Below are 14,429 nucleotides of genomic sequence, written 5' to 3' on the forward strand. Positions count from 1 at the left end.
CTAGATCTCGTCGTAGAACTCGTCCGGTTCGTACTGGGTCTGTTCCGGGTCGTCGGGCAGATTACAGCCCACCTCGTGGAGGAACGACGGTTCGATGTACTGTTCGTCACTGAACGTAACCTCGTGCTCCCCGTCGGCGCGACCGATCCGCATATGATGAGTCATGTGATGTGTTTCGGGATCGAGTTCAACGTCGCCTTCCGGCGCTTCGACTTCGATGCCGTCCTCGAGTTCGGCGATGACGGCCTCCTGGTCGAAGGTGCCAGCTGCCTCGACGGCCTCGGCCCACATGTGGATCGAGAAGTAGTTGTTCTGCGCTTCCTGGTTGAGGTAGTCGGCGTCGGGGAATTGCTCGTAGAAGGCGTCGACGAACGCCGCGTTGCGGTCGGTCTCGAGTTCTTCCATGTAATTGACGCCGACGTACATGTCCTCGAGTGCCGGCGGGTCGAGCCGTCGATGTTCGTACCCCTGGGCCATCGTCGTCGACGAGGCCATCGGAACGTCCAGATCGTTGTCGGCACGCTGTTCGTAGAAATTGGCGTGACTGTCGCCGACGAGCATCGAGGCGATGAAGTCGGGGTCCTCGCCCTGGATTGCGTTGATCGTCGACCCGAAATCCGTCTCGCCGAGCGGGATGAACTCTTCGCCGACGACTTCGGCGTCGTGTTCGTCGGCGAGCAGTCGGACCCAGTCGCCCGAGATCTGTCCGAAGTTGTAGTCGGCGGCGATGGTGTAGATTCGGGGGCCGTACTCCTCGATCATGTACGGGATCACCGCGCCGAGTTGCTGGCGAGCGGTGGCACCCATCGCGAAGGTGGTCCGATCACAGACGCCGCCCTCGTACTGGGTGGTATAGAAGTACAGTTGCTCTTCCTCGTTGATGATCGGGCGGATCGCTTCGCGGGTCGCGCTCGAGTAGCCCGCCCAGAGCGCGTCGACGCCCTCGCGATTGAGGGCTTCACGTGTGAGTTCCTGATAGCGCTGGTTATCCGACTGCGGATCGGGATCGTACACGTCGAGTTCTTCGCCGAGGACACCACCGTCTGCGTTGAGTTCTTCGACGGCGAGAAGCGACGCCTGCCACTTGGCCGTCCCGTTGAGCGCGAACTCGCCCGAGCGGTCCTCGAGAACGCCGATCATCGGCCCGTCGGAGCCGCCCGAGCCGTTGAGAATCCCACCCTCGGAAAGGCAGCCGCCGATCGCGGCCAGTCCGCTGGCGACACCGCCAGCGAGTGCTGAGCGACGGGAGATCGAGCGCCGAGTCACTCGCGGTCACCCCTGCCGGTTCCGCCACCCAATAGCTGTACAGAAGGGAACGCTACCACGGAAACTGGCAATGAACGTCCAAACATCGTCTACACGCTGCGAATCCCAGTCTAATATAAAAGTATTCCCTACAGATACTACAAATTCTATCCTGTATCAGAGGGGGTGACTAACCAGACAGTGTCTCATTTCCCCTCCTAGTATAATCGGTGAATGTCTACTATACTGTCTAATAGATAACGATAGTCATATTCTCGATCAGGTTGCGTTGCGCGCTCACGGTGTGGCTCGAAAAGGGCGCGCTATCACGGTAGTCGCTAGTAACCGTGTTGTGAAAGCGAAGTGAGAGCCGTGGATCGACACGCGGTTGTCCGACCGGAGCGACGGTCCCTATTATTCATCCAAATCAACGGTTTACTGCGCAAGTATTGTCGATCACAGGAATGCTTACGTTGATTGTCCCGATACTACGCTCTATAATGGTCGATACTAAACGACGGCTCGTCATCCAGTGGGAACACGGGACCGGAGTGATCAGCGAATGACCGCGTTCGTCCCGGGCGAGATACTCCCGGCCGACGATCCGGTGACGATAAACGAGGGACGCCCGACGGCGACCGTTACGGTCGAAAATACCGGCGACCGACCCGTCCAGGTCGGCTCGCACTTTCACTTCTTCGAGGTCAACCCAGGTCTCGCGTTCGACCGCGAGACCGCCTACGGAATGCGACTCGACATCCCGGCCGGCACAGCCATCAGATTCGAACCGGGCTGCGAACGCGACGTCGACCTCGTCGACATCGGCGGTGATCGAATCGTCCACGGCATGGGCGGCCTGGTCGACGGTGAACTCGACGACGAGGACGTGAAAGCAACGGCGCTCGAGCGCGCCCGAAAACGGGGATATCTGTCCGTGAAGGATACATCATGAGTCGAGAACTCCCGCGGGCGGAGTACACGGAACTGTTCGGACCGACCGAAGGCGATCGAGTTCGGCTTGGCGATACGAACCTGTTGGCAAAGATCGAAACCGATCACACCGTCCCCGGCGAAGAAGCGGTCTTTGGCGGCGGAAAGACGATGCGCGACGGGATGGGGATGCAATCGGGTACGACGCAGGCCGACGGAACTCTCGACTGGGTCTTTACGAACGTCGTGATCATCGATCCCGTACTGGGCGTTCGAAAGGGCGACATCGGCGTCCGAAACGGGGAAATCGCCGGCGTCGGGAAGGCCGGCAACCCCGATACGATGGACGGCGTCGACATGGTGATCGGACCGAGTACGGACACGATCCCAGCGGACGGGTTGATTGCGACGCCGGGGGCACTCGATATCCACGTTCACTTCAACAGCCCGCAACTGGTCGAGCACGCGCTCGCGTCGGGAATTACGACCATGCTCGGCGGTGGCTTCGGCGGCGGCGCGACGACCTGTACGCCCGGGCCGCAAAACGTGCAGCGGTTTCTGCAGGCCGCCGAGGACTGGCCGGTCAACGTCGGCTTCTACGGAAAGGGGAACAGTAGCGAACCCGAGGCACTCTTCGAACAGATCGAGGCCGGTGCGGCCGGGCTCAAACTCCACGAGGATTGGGGGTCCACCCCCGCCGCGATCGACACCTGTCTCGAGGTCGCCGAGGAAGAAGACGTGCAGGTCTGTATCCACACAGACACGTTAAACGAGTCGGGGTTCGTCGAAGACACCTTCGCGGCCATCGACGGTCGCGCGATCCACACCTTCCACATCGAGGGGGCCGGCGGCGGCCACGCGCCCGACGTGCTCGAGTTGATCGGCCACGAGCACATGCTCCCGTCGTCGACGAATCCCTCGATGCCCTACACCGAGAACACGTTCGACGAACACCTGGACATGGTGATGGTCTGTCACCACCTCAACCCCGACGTTCCCGAGGATGTCGCCTTCGCCGAGTCGCGTATCCGCGCGGAGACGATCGGCGCGGAGGACGTGCTCCACGACACCGGCGCGATCTCGATGATGACGACGGACTCCCAGGCCATGGGCCGGATGGCCGAACTGATCTGTCGTACCTGGCAGACCGCCCACAAGATGAAAGCCCAGCGGGGTGCGCTCGAGGCGGACGAAGGGACCGACGCCGACAACGCTCGCATCAAACGGTACGTCGCCAAGTACACGATCAATCCCGCGATTACCGCGGGGATCGACGACTACGTCGGCTCGCTCGAACCGGGCAAACTGGCGGACATCGCCCTGTGGGATCCGGCCTTCTTCGGTATCAAACCCGAGACCGTGATCAAGGGTGGCTTCCCGGTCTGGTCCCAGATGGGCGAAGCCAACGGCTCGCTGATGACCTGCGAACCCGTCGTGGGCCGCGAACGCGCCGGCGCGCAGGGCCGAGCGAAACACGGCCTCTCACTCACCTTCGTGAGCGAGGCCGCGTCCGAGAACGACGTCGGCGACACGTACGATCTCAAAACGCCGGTCCGGCCCGTTAGCGGTACACGTTCCGTCGAGAAATCGGACATGCTTCACAACGACCGCTGCCCCGACGACATCGACATCGACGCCCAGACCTTCGAAGTAGCGGTCGACGGCGAACACGTCACCTGCGACCCCGCCGAGGAAACGCCCCTCGCACAGCGATACCTCCTCTGAATCAATGATTGCCACCCATACACTGACACCGACGATTACACCGGCATCGACGACGATCACGACCGCATCGACGACGCAACCAGTCCCCGCGACACGACCGGAACCCGCAACACGATCGGAGCCCGCGACCCGACGAGTTCAGTCGCCGACCCGGGCGGAGGTGCGTCGACGCCGATGAACCTCTCGCCGAAGGAGATGGAGCGTCTGACGGTCTTCATGGCTGCCGAACTCGCCCGGCGGCGAAAGGACCGCGGCGTGAAGCTCAACCATCCGGAGTCGGTCGCCTACATTTCGGACTGGGCCTGCGAGGCTGCTCGCGACGGCAAGTCCGTCTCACAGATTCGCACTGAGGCGGCCCGGCTGCTCACACGCGAGGACGTCATGGACGGCGTTCCCGAGATGATCGATATGATTCAGGTCGAACCGGTCTTCCCGGACGGCACCAAGCTCGTCACCGTTCACGATCCGATCCGGGCCGATAGTCCGGAGCAACTCGAGGCGGCCGATCCGAGGACGAATGCTGAACGAGCGCCAGTCGAGGACGACGACACCGCGGGGAGTGACCGAGAGACGCCAGAAACCGGTGGCACTGACACGCCGCGGGGGGACCGCTGATGGGCTACCGCGATGTCGCAAAAGTCGGCCTCGGTGGCCCCGTCGGCTCGGGCAAAACGGCGATGGTTCGCCGACTCGTCCCTGAACTCGTCGAGCGCGATTACGAGGTCGGCGTCATCGCCAACGACATCATGACCCAGGAGGACGCCGACGTGTTCCGGGAGTCCTTCGACGGGCTGATCCCGGATGAACTCGTCGAGGGCGTCGAAACCGGTGCCTGCCCGCACACGGGTATCCGCGAGGATCCGTCGATGAACCTGGCGACGATCGACGAGTTCACCGAGCGCCACCCGGAGTTGGACGTGGTGCTGATCGAGAGCGGCGGCGACAACCTGGCCGCGACCTTCAATCCGGAACTGGCTGACTACTTCCTGTTCGTTATCTCGGTTGCAGAGGGAGAGGACATTCCGCGAAAGCGTGGGCCGGGCGTCACGCAGGCCGATCTGCTGGTCGTTAACAAGACGGACCTTGCGCCCCACGTCGATGCCGATCTGGACGTGATCGACGAGGACGCCACAGCGGTCCGGGGTGAGGACCCGTTCGTCTTCACGAACTGCAAGGACGGGGAGGGGGTCGATGCGGTGCTCGAACACGTCGAGCGGGAGGTGTTGTTCGCATGAGCGCGGGTGGGTCGAGCGCGGGGACGGTCGGCTCAGTGCGACTTCCCTCGGCGTTCGAGGACTACGCCGACGAATCCCTCGCGCAGGCACCCGCCGGCGGGCCGGGAAAGAACGGTCGGCTCGAGGCGACGGTCGCCCGACCCGGCGACGGGCCGACGCGGCTAATTCGGGACCGCGTGACGGTGCCGTATCACCTGACTGGCACCCTCGACACCGATCCAGCACCGGGGCTTGCGACCCTGATCGCACAGGAGCCGACCGGCGGCGTCGCACAGGGGGACCGCCACCGAATGGCTATCGACGCACACCCCGGTGCTCGTGTGCACGTGACGACCCAGAGTGCGACGAAAGTCCACAGCATGGCGGCAAACTACGCCCACCTCGACGCCTCGCTCCGAGCGGCGGAGGGAAGTTACCTCGAGTACATCCCGGGACCGACGATCGTCAACGAAGACGCCCGCTGTCTTCAGACCGTGTCGGTCGATCTCGCCGACGAGGCGGTGGTCGTCGTCGCGGACGTGCTCGTTCCGGACGGCTTGACCGACCACGAACCGTTCGACTTCGATCACTACCACGCGCGCGTCGAGGCCGAATACGACGGCCGCCTGGTTTGCGCCGACGCCGTCGATCTTCGGCCGGACGAGCGCAACCCGCGGGATCTGGCCAGTATCGGCGAGTTCAGTGTCGTCGGCTCGCTGTACGTTTTCGCGCCGGGCAAGGACGGGCCTGTCACCGATCAGGCGGCCAAAGCGACTGCCGATACGCATCGACCGGCCCTCGAACCGCTCGTTGACGCCCTTCACGACCGGATTGGAGCCGACGAGCGCGTTCGGGCCGGCGTGTCTCGGCTGCCAGCGGACGCCGGTGCAATCGTTCGCCTCCTCGGCCACCGGGAGGCGGACGTTACCGAACTCCTCCGCGAGGCGTGGGACGAACTCAGACACCGAACACTCGGGGTCGGCGCGCCCGCCGACCGGCGATACTGATGGAGCGCATCGACACCATCGTCGGCAACGTCTACGCCGACGACGAACTCGCGGCGCTTCGTGCAACCCACGAGGAGAACGGGACCCTCGAACGGGTCGTCATTGACGCCGAGAACCGCCGTCGATCGCGGTTCCGGGCAACGACTGACGACGGGACCGAACTCGGCGTCATCGTCGACGCTCCGGCAGTGTCGGCTGGAGACGTGCTGCTCGTCGAAGACGACCGAATGATCGTCGTCGCGTTCGAGCCCCGCGAGGCGATCGCAATTTCGCTTCCCGAAGCCACTCCGGAGGCAGTATCGACGGCGATCGAACTCGGGCATCGGCTCGGAAACCACCACTGGGATCTTGCCGTCACGGACGGAGTAGCCTACGTCCCGCTGGAGGCGGATCAGCACATCATCGAGCGCGTCATCACCGATGTTGCTTCCAATGCGGAGATACGGAAGACGACGGTCGACGCCGACCTGTTCGTGACGGACCGCGATGAGGGGAGCGCCGGTCATGCTCATGGCGGAGAACACGAGCACAGGCACGAGCAGACACACGATGGAGGCCACCAGCATAAGCACGGGCATGGCCATACCAGTGACGATCACGATACCGCTCACCAGCACAGTCATACCGGAGACCACCAACACGGCACCGGGCACGACCACGACTACGAACACGACACGAGTTCACGACGAGACCACTGACACGAATGACACCAGATCCCAATTCGTTTCTGACTGCACTCCGGCTCTCGGACTCGTTTCTTCCGGTCGGCGGGTACACGGCCTCCTACGGGGTAGAGCAGTATCTCAACGAGGATCGGCTCGAAGACGGCGAGGACCTCCAAGCGTTGCTCGCAGCCTACCTCCGACGCGTGGTCGGACCCTGCGAAACCGTCGCACTGGCGAACGCCCACGCTGGGGCTGCTGCGGGCGATATCGAGCGGCTGTTCGCGGTCGACGAGCGCCTGCACGCGGTGACGATGCCGCGCGAGTTCCGCGAGAGTTCGACGAAGGCGGGGGCGAAGCTCTGTGAACTCCTCGGGCCGGCGACCGCGACTAGTTCAGCTGCAGATAGACGCGAGGATCCGTTAGCCGAAACGGGGTCGTCGGTCGCCGACGGCGGCGAACTCGTGGCTCCGTTCGCCGACGCAATCCACAGCGGCGCGACGCCGGGGCACTATCCGGTCGTCTTCGGTGTCGTCGCCGCGGCCCGCGGCCTCTCGCGACTGTCGGCCTGCCTCGCGCACGCGTATTCGTTCGTTACCGGACTGCTCGGGGCGGCACAGCGACTCGGTCGGTTCGGTCACACCGAGATACAGTCGGTGCTCGAATCGCTCGAACCGGTGATTAGCGACGTGTGCGAACGCCACGTCGACGACGACGTGACGGCGATGGCCGCGTTCGCACCGCTGGCCGAGATCATGGGTATGCGACACGAACGAGCCGGCAGACGGTTGTTTATGAGCTAACCGAAACCCTGCTCTCGGTCGCGGAGTCGCGGTCGAACAGGAGGGCGTCGAGGCTGTACCGCCCGCTGCCGTACGCGATGAGGGCGAGAAAGGCTGCGATGTAGAGCAAGCCGAGTTCACCGCCGTTCTGGATTGGAACGAGACCCTCGGGGAGATGTTGGAGATACTGAGCGACAGCCATCTGTCCGGCCGTCACGATGGCGACGACTCGAGTGAGGATACCGAGAGCGATGAGCAGGCCGCCGAGCAGTTCGACGACGCCGGCGACACCGTACATGCTGGTTAGCGAGGCGGTCGCGCCGCTGCCGTCGACGCCGCCGAACAGTCCGAGCAGTTTCTGTGCGCCGTGCTGGAAAAAGAGGAGTCCGACGAGAACGCGGAAGACGGCGTATACCGGTTGTTCGTACGCTTCTGGAGGGGGTGTGAGTGAGTCGTTCATATCCGCCGTACCCCGTCCCCGCTATTCAATGTCGGGACAGCGGACTGTATTGCCAACAGTGATGGTCATTGTTGATAGAACGACGGGGCCGTCGTACACCGGGGGTCGCATTAACTCGCTCGGTGGCGTATCCGGACTATGCCACGCGAGGACATCGCACAGTTTACGATCCGGTCCGTACAGGTGCTCGCCGAGGACGGGACGGTCGACGAGGACCTGGCTCCGTCGCTCTCCGACGACGAACTGCTCGACTGTTACGAAGCGATGAAACGCGCCCGCCGACTCGACGAGCGCGCGATTTCGTTGCAACGCCGCGGTGAACTCGGGACGTACGCCCCCGCGATCGGCCAGGAAGCGGCGCAGGTTGGCAGCGCGTTCGCGATGGACGAAGACGACTGGATCGTCCCCTCGTTTCGCGAGCAATCGGCGCTCATGGTTCGTGAAACGCCACCACAGCAGATCCTCGAGTACGCGATGGGGATGGAAGAAGGAGCCGAGATCCCAGTCGACGAGCACGCGCTTCCGCCAGCGATTCCCGTCGGAACCCAGCCGCTTCACGCCGCCGGCGTCGGCTGGGGCGAGGCGATCCAGGAAAGCCCGAACGTCGCACTCACGTACTTCGGCGACGGCGCGACCAGCGAGGGAGACGTCTACGAGGCGCTCAACTTCGCCGGCGTGTACGACGCCCAGACGGTCTTTCTCTGCCAGAACAACCGGTACGCGATATCGACCAGACTCGAGGATCAGACCGCGGCGGAGACCCTCGCCCAGAAGGCGATCGCGGCGGGTATCGACGGCATTCGAGTCGACGGCAACGACGTCCTGGGCGTCTACCGTGTCGTCTCCGAGGCGATCGAGCGGGCGCGAGACGGCGACCCGACCCTCGTCGAGGCGCTGACCTACCGCCGGTCGATGCACACGACTTCCGACGATCCATCCGTCTACCGCGAGGCCGCCGAGGCAGACGAGTGGGAGGCGCGCGACCCGATCGTGCGCTTCCAGGTGTACTTAGAGAACCGGGGCCTGCTAGACGAGGAAACCAAGGCGACGATAGACGAACGGGTGGAATCGGAAATCGCCGATGCGATCGACCGGGCGAACGCGGCCCGCGACGAACTCGATCCCGCGGACATGTTCCGGCACGTCTACGCCGAGCAACCGCCCGAACTCGAGCGACAGGCCGCGGCGTTCGAGAGGAAGGGTGATCGCGATGGCTGATCGACTCCGGATGGTCGAGGCAGTTCGCGAAACCCTCCGCGCCGAACTCGAACGCGACGACAGCGTCGTCGTCTACGGGGAGGACGTCGGTCGCGCCGGCGGCGTCTTCCGAGCGACCGAGGGACTGCTGGACGCGTACCCGGACCGCGTCTTCGACTCGCCCGTCGCGGAGGCAGGCATCGTCGGCGTCGGCGTCGGACTCGCCGCCACGGGCCTCCGGCCGGTCGCCGAAATTCAGTTCCAGAGCTTCCTCTATCAGGGCTTTCACCAGCTCGCCCAACACGTCGCCCGAATCCGAAGCCGAACGCGGGGGACAGTCACCTGTCCGATGACGATTCGGACGCCCTACGGCGGCGGCATCCACGCCCTGGAACTGCACTCCGAGAGCTTCGAGGCCGGATTCGCGCACGTTCCCGGCCTCACGGTCGTCGTGCCCGCCTCGCCGGCCGAAACCGCCGGTTTACTCACCGCCAGCATCCGCTCCCCCGATCCAGTTATCTTCCTGGAGCCGACGCGACTGTACCGGTCGTTCCGCGAGGAAGTGCCGGCCGATCACGAACTCCCGCTAGGCGAGGCGCGGATCGTCGACTCAGGCGAGGATCTCACCGTCGTCGCCTGGGGGTCAATGCTTCGCGAAACGCTCGCGGCCACCGCTGAACTCGACGCCGATATCGAAGTGATCGATCCGCGGACGATCTCCCCGCTGGACACCGAAACGATCGTCGAGTCAGTTCGAAAGACCGGCCGCTGCGTCGTCGTCCACGAAGCCCCGCGAACGTCCGGAATGGCCGGCGAGATCATCGCGCGCATCACCGAGGACGCGTTTTACTATCTCGAAGCACCGGTCGAACGAATCACCGGCTACGACGTCCCCGTCCCGCTGTTCGCCCGTGAGGATGCGTACCTCCCCGACGCGGATCGAATCGAAGCGGGAATCAGGCGAGTGCTCGATCGAAATTGAAGGCCGATCGCTACGCAGGAGATGTAAGCCCGTTTGCCAGAACGGAAATCATCGTCTCCTGAATGTGGTCGTAATAGCCCTCGTCTATCATTTCGAGTTCAGCCTCGTACTGCTCGTACTCCGCTTTGTGAACCATCAACCAGCCGAGCGAGGCGGACATGAGCCCGGAGATCGTGAGCAGATCCATCTCGGTAAGCGGGCCGTCACACCGTTCTTGGAGGTCTTCGATCAGCGGGATTAACTCCGACCACATCTCCCGTTGAATCTCATCGAGCGTGTCCCACGAGCCGTCGCCGATGATATCCTGGTAGTTCCCTTCAATGACTAGTTGCTGGATAAACGGGTTTTCCTCGCCGAACTCGACGTAACACCAGAACAGTCGTTCGAGCCCCTCCTGCGGGTCCTCGACCCCGTCCAGAGCATCGTGCACGTTTTCGAGAAACGTCCGACTCTCTCGCTCGAGGATGACGAGATAGAGGTCCGCTTTGGCGTCGAAAAACTGGTAGAAGGTCGGTTTGGCGATTCCGACCGGGTCAGTGATATCTTTGACGGTCGTTTTCGTCGGGCCGTACGTAAGCACCAGTTCCTGTCCGGTCTGGATGAGCTGTTCCCGTATTTGCTCTCGCTCTTCGTCACTGAATGTACGCATGTCTATACAACCGCTCTACAAACTCATAACCAAATCGGTTTTCAGTTATTACTCTATAACCGAAAACGGTATTTAGTTATGGGCCTTTTGAACACGTATGGCGACGATTGAAGTGACGGACCTGACGAAGGATTACGGAAGCGTTCTCGGCGTCGACTCCGTCTCGTTCAGCGTCGAACAGGGGGAGATATTCGGCTTTCTCGGGCCAAACGGGGCAGGAAAGACGACGACGATTCGAACGCTTCTTGGCTTGCTCGCGCCGACCGACGGAACCGTGACGGTACTCGGCGCAGACGTTCGCGATGACGGCGAGTTCATCGACGCAAAACGACGAATCGGGTACCTCCCGGCACAGCTGGGATTCAACGAGGAGGTGACCGGCGAGCAGGTCCTCGACTACCACGCGTCGGTCAAAGGCGATCGTCGCCGCGAGGAACTCCTCGAGATATTCACGCCGCCCGTCGAGCGCCCGATTCGAGAGTACTCGACCGGAAACGAGCGAATGCTCGGCATCGTCCAGGCGTTCATGCACGATCCCGAGCTCGTGATCATGGACGAGCCGACCGCCGGACTCGACCCCCTCAAACAAGAAGAGTTCAACGAGTTCATTCGCGGCGAACGCGAGCGCGGGACGACGATTTTCTTCTCGTCGCACGTCCTGAGCGAAGTGCGACGCGTCTGCGATCGTGTCGGCATCCTCCGCGACGGTGAACTCGTCGGACTGGAGGATATCGAGACGCTACTCGACCAGGGCGGCAAGCGGGTCCAGGTCGAGACGACCGACGACCTCGAGTCGTCGCTACCGGCTCTCGACGGCGTCGTCGACGTGAACTCGTTCGCCGACGGGGTGCAGTTCATCTACACCGGCGAGTACAACACGCTACTCCGCGAGCTTGCGGCCCACGACGTTCGCGAGATCGAGATCAGCGAGCCGCCGCTCGAAGACGTGTTCATGCACTACTACGGCGACGATGAATCGGCACGGGCCCAAGAGGTGGAATCCAATGTTTGAAACCACTCGGTACGAGGCGAGTCGGCGGGTGCGAGGAACGGCGATCCTCACGATCGCGATCAGTCTCTATGCTGCCTTTATCGTCTGGTATTTCACCATCCTGGAGGGCGTCGATTACGAGGCGGTGTTCGAGTCGATGCCGCCGGCGATGATCGAGGCGTTTGGAATCGAGGCCCTAGCGACGATCGGCGGCTTCCTCGGGACGCAAATATACAACTTCGTGTGGTTGCTCGGGCTAGGACTGTACTTCGCGTACGCGGCAGGAGGGCTCATCGCGGGTGATATCGAACACGAGCGCATGGATCTGTTGCTCTCGTTTCCGGTATCTCGATCGCGGCTGCTCGTCGAGAAGACGCTCTCGTTGCTGCTCCCGCTCGTCACGCTCAACGTCGTCGTTGGAGCCGTCATCTACGTGCTGGTGCAGGCGATCGGCGAGTCGATCGATCCGATGTATCTCGTGTTGGCTCACGCACTATCGATCCCGTATCTACTCGTCTGTATCGCGATCGGTGTCGTCCTCTCGGTCCTCGTCGATCGGGCGGCGATCGCAGAGCGGGCCGCCATCGGACTCATATTCGTGCTCTTCCTCGTTGAATCGGTCGTCGGCGGGGCGAGCGAGTTCGAGTGGATTCAGTATATAAGCCCGACGTATTACTACGATCCGACGCCGATCCTCATCGATGGGTCGTACGAACTGCTTGATACCGGCGTGTTGCTCGTGGCATTCGTCGTGTTACTGCTCGTCGGCCAGGTGTTGTTCCAACGACGAGACATCTAGCACGCAAACTGCCTCGGGGCCATCCCCGAGACACGCTCCCCGTTTTTGTAGCGTGAGCAGCGCATTCAGATCCGCTCTGAACCTGTGGCAGGCCTCATCATTTCGAATGTACTACCAGTCAGTATCGAGGGTGTCATAGAACGACCCGCATGGCGCTCTTTTCACCCTATCTGGAGCGAACTATCCGTTCACTACACTTGCTAACTGAGCGTTTAGTGTTCCAAATAGTTTGGACAATTCAGAGATGGTTAGTTATGTATAATATAGTTGGTTAGATATGAAAGCGTTACTGAATATATAAAGGTGAAGAAAACTACAATGGCTAGTTGAAGAGTGAACGATGGAGTAACTGCATTCGCTACCAATACCCCCAAAAAGGCAGAGAGTCCACCGATAATCCCCCTTATCCAGACGGAGTCTACTGTCAGTGGGGGTTCGTTAAGTGTTTTCCAGAACCGCTGAAACGAAGACCATATTTGACCCATTGATTACCGATCAAATATGACTGGTGATAAATATTTGGGGGAGAAAGATACGAGATAATACTAATAATGGCTGTTCAATGAATCCACTGTACTTACCGTTTGTCGGGTAGTCACAGAGAGAGGATATGGGAACTGTTCTATGACACCCTGGTGATCAAATCGAGGTGCAGACAGTTGACGGGGAGACTATCGCCGACACATTAATTGACGTGGCGACCAACGTTGGCGGGCCACTGCTCGTTGGTGCGTCTCGAAATCGAGTATTTCGTCGATTCGTCTTCGGAAGCAACGCTGACCGGGTCGTTCAACAGTCGTCTCACGTTGATTTCCCGGTACTTGTGTATGCCAGTGAAACAGGACTCCGCGGCCGCCTCCAGTACGTATTGTTCACGCCCTATCGGTATCTCCTCAAAATCGGACGTAGATAACGCATCTGCCGGCCGGAACTGTATTCGATTAACCGACTGGTCTAACTTGTAACCCTCCAAGAGGTTCAACAGGGTCGGTCAGTTCGAGTTCCGTGCAAACACGAGTTCAGCCGCGTGTTGGTGGGGTTCAGCTCCGGAATCGTCGTCGAAGATGAGACGTTCCATCTCGAGGACAGTCCACCCGTCGTAGTACTCCAGCAACTCGCCCGGTGCGTAGAAGAACTCGTTTTCGGTCCAGTCCGGCGGCGTCGGCACGTCGGGGTGATCGACGAACGCGAACATCGCGTGGATTCCGTTTGCGGCCGTGTTCCGTTTGAGGTGAGCGAACTGTTGGGGACGGTTTTCCGGGACGATATACTGGATCGCGCCCGCCGAATAGATCACGTCGACCGGACCCGAGATCGAAACGTCGTTCGCATCGGCCTGGACCGGCTGAACCGTTACGCCCCGCCGGTCGGCGAGTCGCTGAGCCTTCCGGAGGCCGTTCGGGGAAACGTCCACCGCACAGACGTCCCAGCCCTGCTCGGCGAAGAACACGGCATCCCGTCCTTCGCCGGCACCGAGATCGATCGCCGTTATCGAATCGGCCATTTCCGGGGCGAACTCGAGCGTTTGTGCCGCCATCTCGTTCGCTTCAGTTCCCCAATAATACTCTTCTCGTCCGTAAACTCGCTCTCTGTCTGCGAAATTCATAACAGCCGGTTTCACGGGAGAGGGGATAAAATCAGCCGTCGCACAAATCACCACCCGCGTGAGTCGGCGGACGCACGCGGCCGAACGCATGATCGATCCAAACGGGATTCACGGTTATCGGGACTTCGTTCCGTCACAAGTCGCGAAAAAATCGGGGTCGAAACGGGTGAACGGGTGGTG

General features: G+C 61.7%; 15 protein-coding genes. 11 read left to right on the forward strand and 4 right to left on the reverse strand.

Annotated elements, in window-relative coordinates; all coding sequences use genetic code 11:
* On the reverse strand, positions 1–1,266 hold the full coding sequence (locus tag SM755_RS20360) for an urea ABC transporter substrate-binding protein (RefSeq protein ID WP_323174272.1): 1,266 nt from the start codon (positions 1,264–1,266) through the stop codon (positions 1–3).
* A 541-nt stretch (positions 1,267–1,807) separates the two neighbouring features.
* Here SM755_RS20360 and SM755_RS20365 point away from each other — a divergent pair.
* The 7 genes from SM755_RS20365 (at position 1,808) to SM755_RS20395 (ending at position 7,586) form a co-directional block, all read left to right on the forward strand.
* Entirely contained in the window at positions 1,808–2,197 is a 390-nt protein-coding gene (locus SM755_RS20365; RefSeq protein WP_323174273.1) for an urease subunit beta, read from the forward strand.
* Positions 2,194–3,900, forward strand: a complete 1,707-nt coding sequence (gene ureC / locus SM755_RS20370) for an urease subunit alpha (protein WP_323174274.1) — start codon at positions 2,194–2,196, stop codon at positions 3,898–3,900. The genes SM755_RS20365 and ureC overlap by 4 nt, the downstream gene beginning before the upstream one ends.
* A gap of 174 nt (positions 3,901–4,074) precedes the next feature.
* Complete coding sequence (locus tag SM755_RS20375; protein WP_323174275.1) at positions 4,075–4,515, forward strand: urease subunit gamma; 441 nt, start codon at positions 4,075–4,077, stop codon at positions 4,513–4,515.
* Positions 4,515–5,135, forward strand: coding sequence for an urease accessory protein UreG (ureG, locus tag SM755_RS20380; RefSeq protein ID WP_323174276.1), 621 nt, complete (start codon positions 4,515–4,517; stop codon positions 5,133–5,135). The genes SM755_RS20375 and ureG overlap by 1 nt, the downstream gene beginning before the upstream one ends.
* Positions 5,132–6,121, forward strand: coding sequence for an urease accessory protein UreD (locus SM755_RS20385; protein WP_323174277.1), 990 nt, complete (start codon positions 5,132–5,134; stop codon positions 6,119–6,121). Before ureG ends, SM755_RS20385 begins: the two co-directional genes overlap by 4 nt.
* Complete coding sequence (gene ureE / locus SM755_RS20390) at positions 6,121–6,819, forward strand: urease accessory protein UreE (protein WP_323174278.1); 699 nt, start codon at positions 6,121–6,123, stop codon at positions 6,817–6,819. The genes SM755_RS20385 and ureE overlap by 1 nt, the downstream gene beginning before the upstream one ends.
* Before the next feature lie 5 nt (positions 6,820–6,824).
* Positions 6,825–7,586, forward strand: a complete 762-nt coding sequence (locus SM755_RS20395; RefSeq protein ID WP_323174279.1) for an urease accessory UreF family protein — start codon at positions 6,825–6,827, stop codon at positions 7,584–7,586.
* Here SM755_RS20395 and SM755_RS20400 read toward each other — a convergent pair.
* Positions 7,576–8,025, reverse strand: coding sequence for a DoxX family protein (locus SM755_RS20400; protein WP_323174280.1), 450 nt, complete (start codon positions 8,023–8,025; stop codon positions 7,576–7,578). The genes SM755_RS20395 and SM755_RS20400 overlap by 11 nt on opposite strands.
* 138 nt (positions 8,026–8,163) lie before the next feature.
* Between SM755_RS20400 and pdhA the strand changes: the two genes are divergently transcribed.
* A complete protein-coding gene (gene pdhA / locus SM755_RS20405) occupies positions 8,164–9,243 on the forward strand; it encodes a pyruvate dehydrogenase (acetyl-transferring) E1 component subunit alpha (protein WP_323174281.1) in 1,080 nt (359 codons plus the stop codon).
* A complete protein-coding gene (locus SM755_RS20410; protein ID WP_323174282.1) occupies positions 9,236–10,204 on the forward strand; it encodes an alpha-ketoacid dehydrogenase subunit beta in 969 nt (322 codons plus the stop codon). Before pdhA ends, SM755_RS20410 begins: the two co-directional genes overlap by 8 nt.
* A gap of 10 nt (positions 10,205–10,214) precedes the next feature.
* Here the strand turns inward: SM755_RS20410 and SM755_RS20415 are convergent, their stop codons facing one another.
* Positions 10,215–10,853, reverse strand: coding sequence for a helix-turn-helix domain-containing protein (locus SM755_RS20415; protein ID WP_323174283.1), 639 nt, complete (start codon positions 10,851–10,853; stop codon positions 10,215–10,217).
* Positions 10,854–10,950: 97 nt separating this feature from the next.
* On the opposite strand from SM755_RS20415, the gene SM755_RS20420 reads away from it, so the two are divergent.
* On the forward strand, positions 10,951–11,865 hold the full coding sequence (locus tag SM755_RS20420) for an ABC transporter ATP-binding protein (RefSeq protein WP_323174284.1): 915 nt from the start codon (positions 10,951–10,953) through the stop codon (positions 11,863–11,865).
* Entirely contained in the window at positions 11,858–12,643 is a 786-nt protein-coding gene (locus tag SM755_RS20425; protein WP_323174285.1) for an ABC transporter permease subunit, read from the forward strand. The genes SM755_RS20420 and SM755_RS20425 overlap by 8 nt, the downstream gene beginning before the upstream one ends.
* 991 nt (positions 12,644–13,634) lie before the next feature.
* On the opposite strand, the gene SM755_RS20430 is transcribed toward SM755_RS20425, so the two are convergent.
* Entirely contained in the window at positions 13,635–14,249 is a 615-nt protein-coding gene (locus SM755_RS20430) for a methyltransferase domain-containing protein (protein WP_323174286.1), read from the reverse strand.
* Positions 14,250–14,429 lie beyond the last annotated feature (180 nt).

This window comes from Natrialba sp. PRR66 (assembly GCF_034808065.1).
In the GTDB taxonomy this organism is placed as follows: domain Archaea; phylum Halobacteriota; class Halobacteria; order Halobacteriales; family Natrialbaceae; genus Natrialba; species Natrialba aegyptia.

Coding starts and splice junctions, on each gene's coding strand:
- SM755_RS20400 (WP_323174280.1), bottom strand. CDS start 8,025: ATGAACGACTCACTCACACCCCCTCCAGAAGCGTACGAACAACCGGTA.
- ureC (WP_323174274.1), top strand. CDS start 2,194: ATGAGTCGAGAACTCCCGCGGGCGGAGTACACGGAACTGTTCGGACCG.
- SM755_RS20415 (WP_323174283.1), bottom strand. CDS start 10,853: ATGCGTACATTCAGTGACGAAGAGCGAGAGCAAATACGGGAACAGCTC.
- SM755_RS20375 (WP_323174275.1), top strand. CDS start 4,075: ATGAACCTCTCGCCGAAGGAGATGGAGCGTCTGACGGTCTTCATGGCT.
- SM755_RS20385 (WP_323174277.1), top strand. CDS start 5,132: ATGAGCGCGGGTGGGTCGAGCGCGGGGACGGTCGGCTCAGTGCGACTT.
- SM755_RS20365 (WP_323174273.1), top strand. CDS start 1,808: ATGACCGCGTTCGTCCCGGGCGAGATACTCCCGGCCGACGATCCGGTG.
- ureG (WP_323174276.1), top strand. CDS start 4,515: ATGGGCTACCGCGATGTCGCAAAAGTCGGCCTCGGTGGCCCCGTCGGC.
- pdhA (WP_323174281.1), top strand. CDS start 8,164: ATGCCACGCGAGGACATCGCACAGTTTACGATCCGGTCCGTACAGGTG.
- SM755_RS20425 (WP_323174285.1), top strand. CDS start 11,858: ATGTTTGAAACCACTCGGTACGAGGCGAGTCGGCGGGTGCGAGGAACG.
- SM755_RS20420 (WP_323174284.1), top strand. CDS start 10,951: ATGGCGACGATTGAAGTGACGGACCTGACGAAGGATTACGGAAGCGTT.
- SM755_RS20430 (WP_323174286.1), bottom strand. CDS start 14,249: ATGAATTTCGCAGACAGAGAGCGAGTTTACGGACGAGAAGAGTATTAT.
- SM755_RS20410 (WP_323174282.1), top strand. CDS start 9,236: ATGGCTGATCGACTCCGGATGGTCGAGGCAGTTCGCGAAACCCTCCGC.
- ureE (WP_323174278.1), top strand. CDS start 6,121: ATGGAGCGCATCGACACCATCGTCGGCAACGTCTACGCCGACGACGAA.
- SM755_RS20395 (WP_323174279.1), top strand. CDS start 6,825: ATGACACCAGATCCCAATTCGTTTCTGACTGCACTCCGGCTCTCGGAC.